The sequence below is a fragment of the Pseudomonas sp. NY8896 genome, from assembly GCF_039634505.1.
In genome coordinates this window covers 2,198,940-2,215,217 of the sequence record NZ_CP132350.1, presented here as the reverse complement: position 1 = coordinate 2,215,217, position 16,278 = coordinate 2,198,940, and the positions used below count along the sequence as shown (strand labels likewise).

Annotated in this window: 18 protein-coding genes; 5 read left to right on the top strand and 13 right to left on the bottom strand. The window is 61.6% G+C overall.

Annotation, left to right across the window (positions count from 1 at the left end; genetic code table 11):
* Positions 1-32: 32 nt before the first annotated feature.
* Positions 33-1,721 carry a long-chain-fatty-acid--CoA ligase FadD2 gene (fadD2, locus tag Q9451_RS09885; protein WP_012273631.1) on the bottom strand — a complete coding sequence of 563 codons (1,689 nt, stop codon included), beginning with the start codon at positions 1,719-1,721 and terminating at the stop codon, positions 33-35.
* A 218-nt stretch (positions 1,722-1,939) separates the two neighbouring features.
* Between fadD2 and Q9451_RS09880 the strand changes: the two genes are divergently transcribed.
* Together Q9451_RS09880 and Q9451_RS09875 are read left to right on the top strand one after the other, a co-directional pair.
* Positions 1,940-2,884, top strand: a complete 945-nt coding sequence (locus Q9451_RS09880) for an alpha/beta hydrolase (protein WP_012273632.1) — start codon at positions 1,940-1,942, stop codon at positions 2,882-2,884.
* A gap of 34 nt (positions 2,885-2,918) precedes the next feature.
* Entirely contained in the window at positions 2,919-3,389 is a 471-nt protein-coding gene (locus Q9451_RS09875) for a MaoC family dehydratase (RefSeq protein WP_012273633.1), read from the top strand.
* A 64-nt stretch (positions 3,390-3,453) separates the two neighbouring features.
* Here Q9451_RS09875 and Q9451_RS09870 read toward each other — a convergent pair whose 3' ends face one another.
* The 5 genes from Q9451_RS09870 to Q9451_RS09850 form a co-directional block, all read right to left on the bottom strand.
* Complete coding sequence (locus Q9451_RS09870) at positions 3,454-4,692, bottom strand: RNA polymerase sigma factor (protein ID WP_012273634.1); 1,239 nt, start codon at positions 4,690-4,692, stop codon at positions 3,454-3,456.
* Positions 4,692-5,177 carry an SRPBCC family protein gene (locus tag Q9451_RS09865; RefSeq protein WP_345960911.1) on the bottom strand — a complete coding sequence of 162 codons (486 nt, stop codon included), beginning with the start codon at positions 5,175-5,177 and terminating at the stop codon, positions 4,692-4,694. Before Q9451_RS09865 ends, Q9451_RS09870 begins: the two co-directional genes overlap by 1 nt.
* A 21-nt stretch (positions 5,178-5,198) precedes the next feature.
* Positions 5,199-5,543, bottom strand: coding sequence for a YciI family protein (locus Q9451_RS09860; protein WP_012273636.1), 345 nt, complete (start codon positions 5,541-5,543; stop codon positions 5,199-5,201).
* A 44-nt stretch (positions 5,544-5,587) separates the two neighbouring features.
* Entirely contained in the window at positions 5,588-6,013 is a 426-nt protein-coding gene (locus Q9451_RS09855; protein WP_012273637.1) for a nuclear transport factor 2 family protein, read from the bottom strand.
* A 183-nt stretch (positions 6,014-6,196) separates the two neighbouring features.
* Positions 6,197-6,454 carry a DUF2790 domain-containing protein gene (locus Q9451_RS09850; protein WP_041166557.1) on the bottom strand — a complete coding sequence of 86 codons (258 nt, stop codon included), beginning with the start codon at positions 6,452-6,454 and terminating at the stop codon, positions 6,197-6,199.
* 354 nt (positions 6,455-6,808) lie between these two features.
* Here Q9451_RS09850 and Q9451_RS09845 point away from each other — a divergent pair, with 354 nt between their 5' ends.
* Positions 6,809-7,177 (top strand): GNAT family N-acetyltransferase, encoded by a 369-nt coding sequence (locus Q9451_RS09845; protein ID WP_012273639.1) that lies wholly within the window; start codon positions 6,809-6,811, stop codon positions 7,175-7,177.
* Here Q9451_RS09845 and def read toward each other — a convergent pair.
* From def to Q9451_RS09830, 3 genes are all read right to left on the bottom strand, one after another.
* Entirely contained in the window at positions 7,132-7,668 is a 537-nt protein-coding gene (def, locus tag Q9451_RS09840; RefSeq protein WP_012273640.1) for a peptide deformylase, read from the bottom strand. The two genes, Q9451_RS09845 and def, sit on opposite strands and share 46 nt — an antisense overlap.
* Positions 7,665-8,624 carry a YihY/virulence factor BrkB family protein gene (locus tag Q9451_RS09835; RefSeq protein WP_012273641.1) on the bottom strand — a complete coding sequence of 320 codons (960 nt, stop codon included), beginning with the start codon at positions 8,622-8,624 and terminating at the stop codon, positions 7,665-7,667. The genes def and Q9451_RS09835 overlap by 4 nt, the downstream gene beginning before the upstream one ends.
* Positions 8,625-8,780: 156 nt before the next feature.
* Complete coding sequence (locus tag Q9451_RS09830) at positions 8,781-8,960, bottom strand: CsbD family protein (protein ID WP_003254639.1); 180 nt, start codon at positions 8,958-8,960, stop codon at positions 8,781-8,783.
* A gap of 242 nt (positions 8,961-9,202) precedes the next feature.
* Between Q9451_RS09830 and Q9451_RS09825 the strand changes: the two genes are divergently transcribed.
* Positions 9,203-10,675: a NosD domain-containing protein gene (locus Q9451_RS09825; protein ID WP_012273642.1), complete on the top strand. Its 1,473-nt coding sequence runs from the start codon at positions 9,203-9,205 to the stop codon at positions 10,673-10,675.
* Positions 10,676-10,803: 128 nt separating this feature from the next.
* A complete protein-coding gene (locus Q9451_RS09820; protein ID WP_012273643.1) occupies positions 10,804-11,184 on the top strand; it encodes a hypothetical protein in 381 nt (126 codons plus the stop codon).
* Here Q9451_RS09820 and Q9451_RS09815 read toward each other — a convergent pair whose 3' ends face one another.
* From Q9451_RS09815 to Q9451_RS09800, 4 genes are all read right to left on the bottom strand, one after another.
* A complete protein-coding gene (locus Q9451_RS09815; protein ID WP_012273644.1) occupies positions 11,185-12,021 on the bottom strand; it encodes a S1-like domain-containing RNA-binding protein in 837 nt (278 codons plus the stop codon).
* Between the two features lie 106 nt (positions 12,022-12,127).
* Positions 12,128-14,581, bottom strand: coding sequence for a TonB-dependent receptor (locus Q9451_RS09810; RefSeq protein WP_012273645.1), 2,454 nt, complete (start codon positions 14,579-14,581; stop codon positions 12,128-12,130).
* Between the two features lie 118 nt (positions 14,582-14,699).
* The gene (locus Q9451_RS09805; RefSeq protein ID WP_012273646.1) at positions 14,700-15,641 is read right to left on the bottom strand and encodes a FecR domain-containing protein; all 942 of its coding nucleotides are present in this window, start codon (positions 15,639-15,641) and stop codon (positions 14,700-14,702) included.
* Positions 15,638-16,156, bottom strand: coding sequence for a sigma-70 family RNA polymerase sigma factor (locus Q9451_RS09800; protein WP_012273647.1), 519 nt, complete (start codon positions 16,154-16,156; stop codon positions 15,638-15,640). Before Q9451_RS09800 ends, Q9451_RS09805 begins: the two co-directional genes overlap by 4 nt.
* Between the last annotated feature and the right edge of the window lie 122 nt (positions 16,157-16,278).

Here is a 16,278-nt window from a genome sequence, read left to right as displayed (position 1 = left end):
CGGGCTTGCTCGCAAAGTAGCCAACACTTACCTCAAGCGATGTCGCGCAACTCCCGTCGCAGAATCTTGCCTACCGGCGTCATCGGCAACGACTCGCGCAGCACGATGTGCTTGGGTACTTTGTAGCCGGTGAAGTTGGCCTTGCAGTAGGCCTTCAGCTCATCCACGCTCAGCCCGCCCTCGCGCGGCACCACGAACAGCTTCACCGCCTCGCCGGAGCGGTCGTCCGGCACGCCGATGGCTGCACAGTTGGCGACCTTGGGGTGGCCCATCACCACGTCCTCGATCTCGTTGGGGTACACGTTGAAACCCGAGACGATGATCATGTCCTTCTTGCGATCGACGATGCGGGTGAAGCCGTCCGGGTCGATCACCGCGATGTCACCGGTCTTGAACCAGCCTTCGGCATCCAGGGCCTGGGCCGTGGCCTCGGGCTGCTGCCAGTAACCCTTCATCACCTGTGGCCCCTTGATGCACAACTCGCCGCGCTCGCCCAGCGGCATTTCGTTGCCGTCATCATCAATGACCTTGAATGCAGTACCCGCCACCGGAGTACCCACTGTGCCCAGGCGCGCCAATTGACCATAGGGGTTGGTGCTGGCCACAGGCGAGGTTTCGGTCAGGCCGTAGCCTTCGACGATGCGGCACCCGGTAAGGGCTTCCCAGCGCTCGGCGGTTGCCTTGACCAGCGCCGTACCGCCGGAGTTGGTGACTTTCAGCGCCGAGAAATCCAGCTGGCGGAAACCAGGATGGTCCATCAGCGCAACAAACAGGGTGTTGAGGCCCAGCAACGCAGAGAATCGCCACTTGCCCAGCTCCTTGATGAAGCCGGGAATATCCCGAGGGTTGGTAATCAGCACGTTGTGGTTGCCGGTGACCATCATGCACATGCAGTTCGCGGTAAAGGCATAGATGTGGTAAAGCGGCAGGGGCGCGATCATCACCTCCTGGCCGTCCTTGAGCAGCTTCTGCCCATCGGGGCCGTGCTGCGAGAAGCACGCCAGCACCTGCAGCATGTTGGCCACCAGGTTGCCGTGGGTGAGCATGGCGCCCTTGGCCAGGCCGGTGGTGCCGCCGGTGTACTGCAGCACGGCGATGTCGTCGAGGTTCAGCGGCACGGGCTTGGGCGACAGCCCACGGCCCTCGCGCAGCACCTGCTTGAACGGCACCGCCTGGGGCAAATTGTAGGCCGGCACCATCTTCTTCAGCTTGTCGACCACAGTGTTGACCAGCCAGCCCTTGGCGGTGGGCAGCAGGTCGCCCATCTTCGCCTCGATCAGGTATTCGATACCGGTATCGGGCAGCACTTCCTGCACGCGCTTGCCGAACATGTTCAGGTACACCAGCGCACGGGCGCCGCTGTCCTTGAACTGGTGGCGCATCTCGCGCTCGGTGTACAGCGGGTTGGTGTTGACCACGATCAGCCCGGCGCGCATGGCACCGAACACGGCGATGGGGTACTGCAGCACATTGGGCATCTGCACCGCGATGCGGTCACCCGGCTTGAGGTCGGTGTGCTGCTGCAACCAGGCAGTGAAGGCTGCCGAATGGCGCTCCAGCTCGGCATAACTCAGCGTCACGCCCAGATTGCTGAACGCCGGGCGGTCGGCAAAGCGCTTGCAGGAGCGTTCGAACACCTCGACGACCGAGGCGTAGGCGTTGATGTCGATGGTGGAAGGCACGCCCGCCGGGCGCTTGTCATTCCAGAATTCGGCTTGCATTTATTATTGTTCCTCTGCCTGGACCTGCACTGCGTCCTTTTGTCCTCTACCCGATTGCCTGCTGGCAAAAAGGCGTTGATCCGACGTTAGCAGGTAAGCCCAAGGCGGCATATACGCCAAGTGCCGCCATTAACATTGTGAATCTTATTTGTGCCCTTCCTGCAATCCGGCCGGTTGTGCATACACTGTCCGGGTAACCGCGCGCACAAGGACCCGCCATGCCCCACGACGCCTTCTGGCTACCCGCCAGCGAGCACTGCAGCCTGTACGTACACCAATGGCTGCCGGCCACGCCAGTAAAGGCCGTGGTGCTGCTGGCCCATGGCATGGCCGAGCATGCCGGGCGCTACCAACGCCTGGGGCATGCCCTGAGCGAGGCCGGCTTTGCCCTGTTCGCTGCCGACCAACGCGGCCACGGGCGCACCGCCGAACAGGGCAGCCTCGGCCTGTTCGCCCGCCATCATGGCTGGAATGCCGTGGTCAACGACCTTGGACGCGTGGCCCAGCACATCGGCCAGCAATACCCGTGCACGCCACTGTTCCTGCTTGGCCACAGCATGGGTAGCTACATTGCCCAGGCCTACCTGTTGCACCACAGTGGCAGCCTGCACGGGGCGATCCTCAGCGGCTCCAACTACCAGCCGGCGGCGCTGTACCGCGTGGCACGGCTGATTGCCCGGCTTGAGGCCTGGCGCCAAGGGCCGTTGGGTAAAAGTGCACTGATCGAGTGGTTGTCGTTTGGTTCGTTCAACAAGGCCTTCAAGCCCAACCGCACAGCATTCGACTGGCTCAGCCGCGACCCCGGCGAGGTCGACCAGTACGTCAACGACCCGTTGTGCGGCTTTCGCTGCAGCAACCAGCTGTGGTTGGACCTGCTGCAAGGGTTGGCGCAGATCAGCCAGCCGAGTAACCTCGCGCAGATCGATCCCAACCTGCCAATACTGGTAATTGGTGGCGAATGTGATCCGGTCAGTGCTGGCAAGCGTCTTACCCATCTGGCCGACGCCCTGCGCGCGACCGGCAATCGACATGTACGGCTACGCGTCTATCCTGATGCGCGGCATGAAGTACTCAACGAAACCAACCGTGACGAGGTCACCGCCGATATTCTCGGCTGGCTTGAACAGGCGCTGGCCCTTGGCCGCCCTGTGCGCAGTGAATGATAGCCGCCCTCGCCCAACGCTTAAGGAAGCACCGATGTCCCAGGTCACCAACACGCCTTACGAAGCCCTCGAAGTCGGCCAGAAAGCCGAGTACAAGAAGTCCGTCGAAGAACGCGACATCCAGCTGTTCGCTGCGATGTCCGGTGACCACAACCCGGTTCACCTGGATGCCGAGTTCGCCGCAAAGAGCATGTTCCGCGAGCGGATTGCCCATGGCATGTTCAGCGGCGCGCTGATCAGTGCTGCAGTGGCCTGCACCCTGCCTGGCCCTGGCACCATCTACCTGGGCCAGCAGATGAGCTTCCAGAAACCGGTGAAAATTGGCGACACCCTGACCGTGCGGCTGGAAATTCTCGAGAAGTTGCCCAAGTTCAAGGTGCGCATCGCGACCAATGTGTACAACCAGAACGATGAGCTGGTGGTCCAGGGTGAAGCCGAGATCCTGGCACCGCGCAAGCAGCAGACCGTCGAGCTGGTGTCGCCGCCGAATTTTGTGGCTAGCTGAAAACTGATAAGCCAATACCGGCCTCTTCGCGGGCAAGCCCGCGAAGAGGCCGGTATCGCCAACATCATTCAATGAGTTTCAACCGCTGCTCGATATGCCGCCGCTCCGGCGCCTGTCGGGTCAACGCCAGTGCCTGCCGCCAGGCCGCACGCGCCTCCTCCATTTGCCCCAGCTGATAATGCAGCTCGGCCCGCGCCGCATGCGCCAGGTGATAGTCCAGCAGTTCACCCCGCGCCAGAATCCCTTCGACTACCCGCAGGCCAACCTCCGGCCCATCTCGCTTCGCCAGCGCCACCGCCCGGTTCAACTCCACCACCGCCGACGGCCAATGACGCTGCAACACGTCATAAAGCCCAACGATCTCAGCCCAATCTGTCTGTTCAGCCGTTGCCGCTTCGGCATGCACGGCAGCAATCGCCGCCTGAACGGTATAGGCGCCAAACGCCCGGCTCTGCAGGGCCTGGCGCACCAGTTCGCAGCCCTCTTCAATGCGTGGCCGGTCCCACAGGCTGCGGTCCTGCTGTTCCAGCACCACCAGGTTGCCCTGGGCATCGATACGTGCCTGCTGCCGGGACGCCTGCAGCAACATCAAGGCCAGCAGGCCGACCGCTTCCGGGTCGGGCAGCAACTGCACAAGCAACCGCGCCAGGCGAATGGCTTCATCACTGAGGTCCTGCTGCAGCAGTGCCTCGCCCGATGACGCCGAATAGCCCTCGTTGAACACCAGGTAGATCACCCGTAACACGCTATCCAGGCGCTCGCGCAGTTCGTTCAGTTCCGGCACTTGATAAGGGATGCCGGCCTCGCGGATCTTGGCCTTGGCGCGGACGATGCGCTGGGCGATGGTGGCCGGGCTTTGCAGAAAGGCACGGGCGATCTGCTCAGTGGTCAGGTCGCACACTTCGCGCAGGGTCAATGGCACCTGGGCGTCAGCCGACAGTGCCGGGTGGCAGCAGGTAAAGATCAGCCGCAGGCGGTCATCGGCCAGCAGTTCGTCGTCACTGGGATCCTGCGCCTGGCCTTCGAGCAGCATGCTCAGGTCTGCCTGGGAGCGGTCGAAACGGGCGCGTCGGCGCAACGCATCAATAGCTTTGAAGCGCCCGGTGGAAACCAGCCATGCCCTTGGGTTATCGGGTATGCCGTCGCGCTGCCAGCGCTCGACGGCGATGAAGAAGGCATCATGCATGGCCTCCTCGGCCAGGTCGAAGTCACCCAGCAAGCGGATCAACGTCGCCAGGATGCGCCGCGACTCACGCCGGTACACCGCCTCGACTTCGGCGCGCACCTGCGCCAGTGCCGTCATTAGTCGGGCATCCGCTGGGTCACCACCTCCACCAGGCGGTCCAGGCTTTCTCCCCAGCCCTGGTGGAAGCCCATTTCCTCGTGGGCACGGCAGTCAGCGGCAGTCAAGTGCCAGGCACGGGCGGTATAGCGAGTTTTGCCTTGTTCCTCGTCAAAGCTGATCACGGCAGTCATGAAGGCCTTGTCCGACGGCACCCAACCGGGGCCGAAGGCATCGGTGAACACCAACCGGCGCGGCGCGGCAATTTCCAGAAATACGCCCTGGTTCGGGTACTCGCTGCCATCCGGGGCCCGCATCAGGGTGCGAAACAGGCCGCCGGCCCATAACTGCATCTCGCACTCCGGGGTGGTCATGCCGTGCGGCCCCCACCACTGCATCAGCCACTGGGGGTCGGTCCAGGCACGGAATACCTTGGCCGGTGGTGCGTCGATCAGGCGGCTGATGGACAACTCGTGTTGCGCTTGCGCAGTGGGTGCAAGGCTCATGCTGGTTGTTCTCCTTGGCTATCAGGGTTGCAGTTCGCGCACCGGGCGCACCTCAACACTGCCAACCCGCGCGGCAGGGATGCCCTTGGCGATATTCAGTGCTTCGTTGAGGTCGCGGGCCTCCACCAGGTAAAAGCCGGCCAGTTGCTCCTTGGTTTCGGCGAAGGGGCCATCGGTCAGGCTCATGTGCCCCTTGCGCACGCGCACCGTGGTCGCCGTTTGCACCGGCTTCAACGCCTCGGCCGCCAGCATGCGCCCAGAACCGTGAATGGTTTCGGCGTAAGCCATGCATTCGGCGTCTTCCGGGCTGTCGGGAAGGCTGTGCAACAACCCCTCGTCACAATAGACCAGGCACAGGTATTTCATGGTCACCTCCAGAGCATTGGCAAAGTGCGTTTGGCGATAACGGCTCAGGGCTTGAGATCAAACAGGGCTTTTTGCGTTTCCATGTCGAACGGTGCCGACCAGTGCTCGTGGATCACCTGCCACTGGCCACCTTGACGACGATAGCCCACGGTGGCGCGCATGAAGCCGCACTGGCTTTCGTCATCCCCCGGCCCGCAGCGGTTAAGCCAATGGGCCAGGGCCAGGTCGCCAGCGGCGTGCACGGTGAGTTCGGCAAGCTCGAAGACCATGGGGCCCGTGCACATGTTCATGCACATTTCCCAGTGCGCGGTGTAGGGGGCTTTGCCTTTGAATTGCAGGGACTGGATGGCATCGAAGGCGACAATGTCATCGGCATAGGGGGCGGTGATGTTGGGGATGTCGCGATCGCGCACGGCCTGCATCCAGCGCTCGATCAGTTGGCGGATCTCGGTTTCGGCTGCGGTGCTCATCGGGGTTCCTCCGACAGGACAATGGGTTTGGGCACGGCGTGGAGCGTACCTTCACCTATTGTCGAACGATGTCTGAAGGAATCGACATGGCTTGTAGAAAATTCTGAAAGGTGATGGCTCCATCGCCGGCAAGCTGGCTTGCCGGCGATGGAGCCATCACCTAGTAGAATGGATATTTGTCGATCAGCCCTGCTGGCAACCCTCACCCATGGCTCGGTACTGGATGGTGTGCACCTGGCCCTGGTGGTCTTCGTAAGTCATGGTCGCAGGTACCACCTCGCAGACATTGGGGATGGTCGACAAGTTGATCACCCGCTTGATGTCCAGGTTCATGGAGTAGTCGTACTGCTGGGCCACAGGCTGGCTGGAGACGGGTGTGACCTCATCGGCAAGGGCGAACGAGGAAATACCGACCAATGCAAGAATCAGTAATGGTTTCATGTGGGTTTGCCTTTTGAGCATTCAAGCTGATCGATTGACTTCTATTGCCGTATCCGGCGCGGAGAAGTTGCCATCTACGGTGAAGATGGCACGAAGTACCGATCCCGCTTCGTACTGCCAGGGGGGACGAATAAAATTCTACTCCCGGCCAGCAATAGTTGAACCCCAGAGTCGGATATTCACCCTTGCCGGTTTTGCAACAATCTGCGACAAAGTGGCCGCAAATCATCAGGCCAGAGCCTCTGGCCACGTTTCAGGGTAGGGCTCGCCATTTCTGAAAAATTGTCCTGTTCGAAACTTTCGGACATAGAACGCCGTTTACTGGACCACTTTTATCGCCAGCACGGCTCACGCATGCGCGCGGCAAGCGACGCCGAACTGTGGGTAGCAAGGGCCCCAGGCATCATTGCTGGGCTGAGCCTGAGTGCGGTGGGTGAGGGTTTCTGGCTGACCGGCCTGTTCGTCGACCCACAGCAGCGCAGTCAGGGGGTGGCAGCACGGTTGGTGGAGGCGGCGCTGGTACAGGCTCGCAGGCCTGTCTGGCTGTTCTGCCATCCCGACCTTGTCCCCTTCTATCAGCGCCTGGGTTTCGACCTGGCTCAACAACTGCCAGAAGCCTTGGCCGGCCGCCTGCAACGCTACCAGCGCAGCAAATGCCTTGTCGCCTTGCAGCGGGGTCAGTCGTCGCTGACCTCAAGCCCAGGGAACAGCACCTCGGTGTAACCAAACTTGGCAAAGTCCTGGATACGCGAGGGGTACAGTCGGCCAATCAAGTGGTCGCACTCGTGCTGCACGACCCGCGCATGGAAGCCGTCGGCAAAGCGGTTGATCGGGTTGCCCTGGGGGTCGATGCCTTCGTAGCAGATATGCTTGAAGCGCGGCACCACGCCACGCAGGCCGGGCACCGAGAGGCAACCTTCCCAACCGTCCTCGACCTCGCTGGAGGTCGGGGTGATGACCGGGTTCAGCAAAATGGTCTGCGGCACCGCCTCGGCATCGGGGTAACGCTCGCTGCGCTCGAAGCCGAAAATCACCAGTTGCAGGTCGATGCCGATCTGCGGCGCGGCCAGGCCCACACCGCCCACATGGCGCATGGTTTCGAACATGTCGTCGATCAGTTGCTGCAGTTCGGCAGTGCCGAGCATGTGCTCAGGCACTGGCGGGGCGATGCGCAGCAGGCGTTCATCGCCCATCTTGAGAATGTCACGGATCATCGGGGGTTCGGCTCGACGGTATGAGGCTCGCTCGGGTTCGGGTGCTCGTGGCCCAGTACCGTCAAGGTTTCCTTGGGCTTTTCCCCGTCGAAGTCTTTTTCGCCCGGGTTCTTGCCTTCGGCTGACATGTGCTCGATCACCGCATTCATTTCGGCGCCGAGCAGCAGCACGGCGGCCGAGATATAGAAATACAGCAACAGCACGATGATTGCACCAATGCTGCCGTACATGGCGTTGTAGTCGGCAAAGGTCTTCACGTAATAGGCAAAGCCCAGTGAGGCCACGATCCACACCACCACCGCCAGCACCGAGCCTGGGGTGATGAAGCGAAACTTCTGTTTCACGTCGGGCATCACGTAGTAGATCAGCGCCACCGCCACCATCAACAGGATGATGATCACCGGCCAGCGCAGGATGGTCCACAGGGTGACGATGAACTCCTGCATACCGATCTGGGCAGCGATCCACTCCATCACCTGAGGGCCCAGCACCATCAGTGCCGCGGCCGCCAGCAGCATACCGGCCAGGCCCACGGTGTAGAAAATGGACAGCGGGATGCGCTTCCACACCGGGCGGCCTTCAGGCACGTCGTAGGCGGCGTTCATGGCGCTCATCATCAAGCGCACGCCGGCAGAGGCAGTCCACAAGGCAATCACGATACCTACCGACAACAGCCCGCCCTTGGACTGCTGCAGCTGGTCGATTACCGGGTTGACCTGCTCCAGCGCCTGGGGCGGTAACACCAGTTCCGACTGCAAGCGCAGCCAGGAGAAGAAGTCCGGCAAGTGCAGAAAGCCGATCAGGGCAATCAGAAACAACAGGAAGGGGAACAGCGAGAACAGCGCCTGATACGCCAGCGCTGAGGCATAGGTGGACATCTCGTCGTCGAGGAATTCCTTGACGGTGCGTACCAGCACGCGGTGCAGGGGCAGGCCGCGCAGGTCGGGGAAAATCATAGCGTCTCCTTTCGCCGCTTGATCATTACAACAGGCAAGTCTAATAGACCCTGTCGTTGCTGTGCTGCTCCCGGCCATGATTGAAGAATTTGCTTACGACAGTGCCGCCCCCTTTGCGGGCTTGCCCGCGAAGGGGGCGGCACAAACCACCTCGAATCAAGGCTTTTTCACCGCATCCTTCACATTGCCCTTGATTTGCTGCGCCTCGCCTTTGAGTTCCTGTGCCTTGCCCTCGGCCCGCAGCTTGTCGTTGTCGGTCACCTTGCCGACTCCCTGCTTCACGTTGCCGATCGCTTCGTTGGCCAGGCCTTTCGCTTTGTCTTTGGTACCGCTCATGGCAAAACTCCTGCAAATGGAGACACGTGGACCGTGTCGACAGTAGGTGGACCCAACGCCTTCATCAGGAGTTTCAACGAATTTTCCTTCCATAAGCCGAGCGGTAAATCTGCGGGCGAATACCGCACCCAATCGCCACCGCGCCCCTGCGCAGTCAGTACGGCTGCCCTAGAATCCCCGCAAACGTCCGCCCGAAGCAGGCGGACACTCGATAAGAACAATGTTTTCGGATACCCACACCCATGCGTTTGATGCCTGCGCTGGTGGCCTTGCTGCCACTGCTCCCCTTGCCCACCCTGGCCGCCGCACCGGCCAGCCCCGAAACCCTGCGTGTCGAGCGTTATGCCGACGACGGCCAACCCGGCTCGCTGCGCTGGGCCATCGAAACCAGCAACCAGAACCCAGGCCACTACCGCATCGATATTGCGGCCGTGGGCAAGCCGCCCTATGTCATCCGCCCCAGCCGTGCACTGCCGGAAATCAAAGGCCCGGTACGTATCACCGGCCTGTCCTGGGCACAAAACGGCCAATACATCGCCATCGACGGCTCGGCCTACATCAAGGACCAGGGCGTACACACCTGCCCCGGCGCCCTGCCCGGCCAGTTCGGCACCAACGTGCGCACCACCACCAACCCCGGGCTGGTGCTGCGTGACACCCAGGGCGTGCACCTGAGCGGCCTGGAAGTGCGCAATTTCTGCATCGGCATCCTGGTCAACCGCGCAAGCTACAACGTGATCGAAGACAACCGCATCGTCGCCAACAAGGGCGGCGCGGGCATCATGCTGACCGGCGACGACGGCGCCGGTAACCCCACCGCCACCACCACGAACAACAACAAGGTGCTGCGCAACCAGCTGATCGACAACGGCGACGGCCTGGAGCTGACCCGCGGTGCGGCGTTCAACCTGGTGGCCGACAACCTGTTCCGCTCCACCGCAGCCAACCCTGAGCCCTCCCAAGGCATCGAGATTCTGCTGGGCAACGACAACAGCGTGGTGCGCAACCGGTTCGAAAACTACTCCGACGGCCTGCAGATCAACTGGGGCAAGCGCAATTACCTGGCGGCCAATACCTTCAGCGGTAACTCGATCGGCGTCAGCGTCACCGGCGAGGGCAACATCCTCGACGGCAACCTGATCCACGGCAACCGCATCGGCGTGGCCCTACGCCCGGAGCCGGACATTACCGCCACGCGCCTGAGCGCCAACCGCATCTGGGGTAACAGCCAGGACATCCGCCGCTGCGAGGCCGGCGGTTCATGCGTGCCCGACCAGCGCACCGGCGCCATCGTGTTTGGCGTGCCGGCCCAGGCGCATGCGCTGTATGTGGGGTCGCGTGGGGTGGGGGCCGACCTTGCCAAGCAAGACCAGGCGATCATCTGCGATGCCAAGGGCGAGCCCAAGCCTTGCCAGCCGCTACCCAACCATAACCAGCAGGCACCACGGCTGTTAGCGCTGGAAGGCAATGTGTTGCGTGGAGAAGTGCAGGGGCCGGCGTCGAGCCTGCTGCGGGTGGAGTTCTTTGGCAATGCCGAGGCCGATGGCACCGAGGCGCAGCAGTACCTTGGGGACGTGCTGGTGAACAGCGACCCGCAGGGCGAGGCGCGGTTTGCGCAGGTGTTGGAGAATATGGGCGAGTTGCGCAGCTTTACTGCGACGGTGACCACTGCCGATGGGGCAACTTCTGAATTGAGCCCGCCGGTTCGCCGGTGAAGTACCGGCCCTTTCGCAGGCTTGCCCGCGAAAGGGCCCGCATACGCACCGCACGTTACAAGCCTTGCCCCGCCCGGTGCCACCCCTCACAATGCAGGCCTTCATAGCGTCAACCCGCAGGAACCTGCATGAAACTCGACAAACCCGCCGCCATTGCCCGGCGCAACGAAGCACTGGCCCGGCCGGTGCTGACCAGCAGCAATACCCTGTTCGCCATCCTCGACCGCAAGCGCAACCTGTGGTGGTTCGAAGTGCCGGTGGCGCTGCTGCGCAAGGGCCAGCCCGACTGGGTCAACCTGCTACTGCACAACCCAGAAAGCGATGAGCTGCAGCACCTGAAGGTGCCTACCAACTTCCTCAAAGCTCACCAGGAGCAAATGGAAGTGCGCAACCCCGGCAAGCGCCGCTCGACCATCAGCCTGGCCCTCAGCGCCGACCGCGACTCGTTGCTGCGCGACACCCGTCCCGGTGGCGAGCAGTTGGACTTCCGTACCTTCGTGCAGGCCTGATCAGGCCTTTTCGATCCGATCGTCATGGATGACGATCAGGCCCTGCTTGAACAACCCGCCAATGGCCTTCTTGAAGTTGCCCTTGCTGACGTTGAACAGCTTGCTGATCAACGCAGGATCGCTCTTGTCACACACACCCAACACCCCGCCTTCGGCCTCCAGGCGCGCCATGATCTGCTCTTGCAGGGTGTCTGCCAGGGCCGCGCCGACCGGCTGCAGGCTCAGCGAGATCTTGCCGTCCGGGCGCACTTCCTTGATGAAGCCCTTCTCGTGCATGCCCGAGCGCAGGAACTTGAACACCTCGTTCTTGTGGATCAAACCCCAGTGGCGGTTGTTGATGATGGCCTTGAAGCCCATCGGCGTTTCGCCGGCCACCAGCAACTCGACCGGCTGGCCAACCTTGTAGTCGGCCGGGGTAACGTCGAGGTAGCGGTCCAGACGCGAGGTGGCGGTGATGCGGCGGGTGCGCTTGTCGAGGTACACGTGCACCACGCAGTAATCGCCGATCTTCAGCGGCCGTGCCTCTTCCGAGTACGGCATCAGCAGGTCCTTGGACAGGCCCCAGTCAAGGAAGATACCGGCACCGTTGATGTCCTTGACCTTGAGGCTGGCGAACTCGCCCACCTGCACCTTGGGCTTCTCGGTGGTGGCGATCAGCTGGTCTTCGCTGTCCAGGTAGATGAACACGTTCAGCCAGTCATCGACCTCGGTCTCGGCATTTTTCGGGATATAGCGCCCGGGCAGCAGGATCTCGCCATCGGCGCCGCCGTCCAGGTACAGACCGAAGTCCACGTGTTTCACGATTTGCAAACTGTTGTAACGCCCAAGCAGAGCCATTTCCGATGATCCTCAAGACAAGGGGGCTATTTTCCGGATAGACATGGGGTGGTGTCAAAGCTTCCGGACGGTTGCCCCTTTGCGCTTGAGCTTTTGGGGCGCTGGATCAGAAATCGTAGCGCAGGTTCAACATGGCGTTACGCGGTGCACCGTAGTGCCCGTAGTTGCCAGCAAAGCCCGCATAGTACTTTTCGTCGAACAGGTTGTTGATATTGAGGGTGGTGCTGAGGTGATCGGTGACTTGGTAGCGTGCCATCAGGCTGGCCACATAGTAGTCATCCTGTTTAGCCCGAGTCTGGTAGCGGCTAAAGTACAGTGACGTACCCGAGTTCCAGTTGACGCCACCGCCGACGGTGAGCTTGTCCCATTCGCCAGGCAGGCGGTAGGTAGTCCAGAAACGCAACGTGTCTGTGGGCAACTGGGTCAGCTGGCGGTTGCCATCGGAGTCTTCGGTACGGGACCAGCTGTAGCTGGATTGTACGCTCCAGCCTGGCAGTACCTCGCCGGAAAGCTCCAGGTCGACACCTTTGGTTTCGGCACCACTGACAGCTTTATAGGCGATGTCGCTGGTACCTGGAATCGTCTCGCCCGTGGCAACACCCAGATTGTCACGCTTGATGTAGTAGATCGCGGCGTTGGCATTGAGGCGGCGGTCGAAGAACTCACCCTTCCAACCGGCCTCGTAGTTGGTGCCTTCCACGGGATCCAGTGGTTTGTTGTCGATGTCCCGGTTCGATTGCGGTTTGAAAATGTCGGTGTAGCTGACATAAACCGATTGCTCAGGCGTCAAGTCGTAGACGATGCCGGCATAGGGTGTGACCACGCCACGTTCGCGCATTCCATACACGGTAGGGTCCCGTTCGGGGATGGCATTGAGCACCTTAGAGTAATAGTTGTATTCGTAGTTGCTGCCGCGCGCCCCCAGGATCACGTGGAGATCATCGGTGAAGTTGAGGCGTGTTGCCGCAAAGTAACCGCTTTGCCGTGAGTTGATGTTGAAGTCCAGCAGTGGCGTGTAGCTGGCCGGTTTCGGCAGTTCGTTATCCCACGTATCGAAATCGAAACCTTGGGTGCCGCCGGTGTAGGAAAAGTGCGTGTTGTCATATTGCTGGTAGTTGTAGCCGATTATCAGCTCGTGGGTCTGTCCAAACGCTTGAAATGGCCCTTGCAGGGTCACGTCCACCCCTTTTTGGGTCTGGTCAGCCCACGATTTCCCTCGCTCAGCGTTAGCACGGTTGGTTGCCGGGTCCAGGCTGGAGGTCAGGCTGTTGGTTGCGTAGTAGGCTACGCCGACGTCCCGGTCTACGTCCATGTAGTTTGCGGCCACTTTCAACTGCCAATCGTTGGCAAGCTGCTGTTCGACATTGATGGTGTAGTTGAAGGTTTCATAGTCATCGTAGGCCCAGCGTGCCCCGGCGCTGGTCGAGCGCGAGAAGTTGGTTTGCTGGCCATTGTTGTACATCAAGGGTACGCCAGGGGCGCCAGTGGCCTTGTAGGTCTGATAGTCGACGCCGAAACGCACCAAGGTGGTATCGGTAACATCGGCTTCGATGACGCCATAGGCAATGTTCTTATCCTGGCTGTACCAGTCCATGAAGGTGTTGTTGTCCTGCTTGGCAGCCACGAAGCGGCCACGCAGCTTGCCGCTGTCGATCAGCGGACCGGAGACGTCTGCTTCGAGGCGGTTGTAGTCCCAAGAGCCGATTGTGCCTTGCACGTAGGATTGAAAATACGCAGTCGGGCGCTTGTGAATGACGTTGACTACGCCGCTGGGGTCGCCTGCACCGGTCATCAGGCCGGTAGCACCACGCACAATTTCCACGTGGTCGTACAGGGCCATGTCCAACAAGGTGCCAGGCATGGTGCGTGTCTGGTTTTCCTGCGTCGTGGTCACCCCATCAATCTGGTAAGTATTGATCTGGCTGCCGCGTGAATAGATATTGAAGCGCTCGCCGCCGTCCTGGGACATGGTAATTCCGGGGGCCTGTGTCAGCACTTCGCTCATGGTATGCAGTTGCTGGTCATCCATGCGCTGGCGGGTAATGACGCTAATCGTCTGCGGTGTCTCTCGAATCGACAGGTTCATCTTGGTCGCCGTATTGGTCGACCCGGTCGTATAAGACCCCATCCCTTCCGTCGTAGCCCCCAGGCCCGAGGCATTGATGCTGGTTGCGCCCAGCTCGAGTGCGCCATCCTTCGTACGCGGCAAAAGCAGGTAATTTCCATTACTGGCGGCCATCACCTGTAGATCGCTCCCTGCCAGCAACCGGGCAAACCCTTGGTCGACACTGTATGTCCCCTGCAAACCCGTACTGTGCTTACCCTGGGTCAGCTCGGCCTCGAACGACAGCACCACCCCGGCATCGCTGGCAAAGCGGCTGAGCACCGCGCCCAATGGCCCGCTGGCAATGGCATAGCTGCGAGTGGCTTCGACGGCACGGGCCTGCCCTGCCGCACTCAGCGGATGAATCACCGTGGCCTGCAGCAGCAAGGCGGCACTGAACATGGCAACGACGAGGGGTTTTCTGGGGTAGCAGTGAGGGGTAACGCGGCGTGGCATGAGGGGCTCCTTCAAAGGCCTGTGGTGGCGGTTTGCAGGAGGGGTCGTGTGAAATTGGAAAACCGACAATGCAAACGAGAAATATTTTTAAAAACGATCTGCTGCCCCAATGACAGTTTCAGGCCAAAGGCCGCACCCTCACCCAGAATCGCGTGCGGGTCTCGATCCGCACCGGCAGCGCCTGGGCAATCGCCTGCAACGCGCGCGCGGTATCGTCCAGCGGGAAGGCCCCAGACAGGCGTAGATGGGCAACCTCCTTGGCACACTCGATAAAGCCGGGGCGATAGCGCTGCAACTCATCCAGCACCTGGCCCAGCGGCCAGTTGTCGATCACCAGCCGGCCATTCACCCACTCATCCCGATTGGGGTCGAGCACTTGTGGCGCAGGCAGTGGCCCGGAACCAAAGCGCAGGCTCATGCCCGCCTCCACCCGCAACGGCTCGGTCTCTGGGCGGTTACGCACGGCAACGGCATGTTCCAGCACGTCCAGTTCGGTCTGCCCGTCCAACTGGCGCACGACAAAGCGCGTGCCCAGCGCACGCATCTCGCCCTGCTGGCTGCGCACGCTGAGTGGCCGTGCATCCTTGGCCGTGGTCACCATGATTTCTCCAGCGCGCAGGATGATCAGCCGCTGCTGGTGGTCATAGCGGATGTCCACGGCACTGGCCGTGTTAAGCGTGAGCTGTGTGCCATCCTCCAACCGCAGCTGGCGCCGTTCCCCCGTAGCGGTGCGTACATCGGCCAGCCACAGTGGCGTCTGGCGGTAGCCGGTCCAGGCCAGGCCCGACACGCCAAGGCCTAGCACCAGGCCCTTGAGCACAGTGCGCCGGCCAGTCAACGGCTGTTCCACCGCCAACGTTCGTTGTGCCACAGTCGACGGCACGCTGCGCAACTCGGCATGAAAGGCCTCCAGGCGCTGCCAGGCCCACTGATGAATCGGGTCGCCCTGATGCCAGGCCTGCCAACGCTGGTACAGCGTCTGATAGTCCGCCCCGGCACTCAAGCGGGCATGCCACTGCGCCGCATCACGCAGGGCCTGGCGTTGCTGGGCCGGGCTCACCGCTCGGCATCCAGCGCAAACAGCAGGCACTGCTCGGTGGCCTTGGCGATGTATTTGGTCACCGAACTGACAGACACCCCAAGGCGTTCGGCAATTTCGGCGTAGCTCAAGCCTTCGAGGTGGGAAAGAAACAGCGCCTGGCGCACCTTGTGGTTCAGGCCATCGAGCATGGCATCGAGTTGCAACAGCGTTTCCAGCAGCAGCACCCGTTGCTCGGGTGACGCCTCAACCAGTTCTGGCTCCAGCGCCAAGGCTTCCAGATAGGCCTGCTCCAGCGAGCGCCGGCGCAAATGGTCGACCATCACCCGCTTGGCCACCGTCGCCAGAAAATGACGCGGCTCGCGCAGCGGGTGGGCCACCGTGCTGGCGATCAGGCGCAGGAACGTGTCATGGGTCAGGTCCGCCGCCCGCTCGCGATCGCCCAGACGCCGGCGCAGCCAGCCTTGCAGCCAGCCGCTGTGGTCGCGGTACAGGCAGTGCATGTCATCGTGCGGTGCAGGCGGGACCTTGTACACGCAATCATCCTTGTAACGATGCGGATAAGAATTAGTCGCAATAATAGTGAGATTGCCGATGGAAGGAAACCGCCATTGCAACGATACGGTGGAACCCTGCGGCTACCCTTACCTCTACCGAT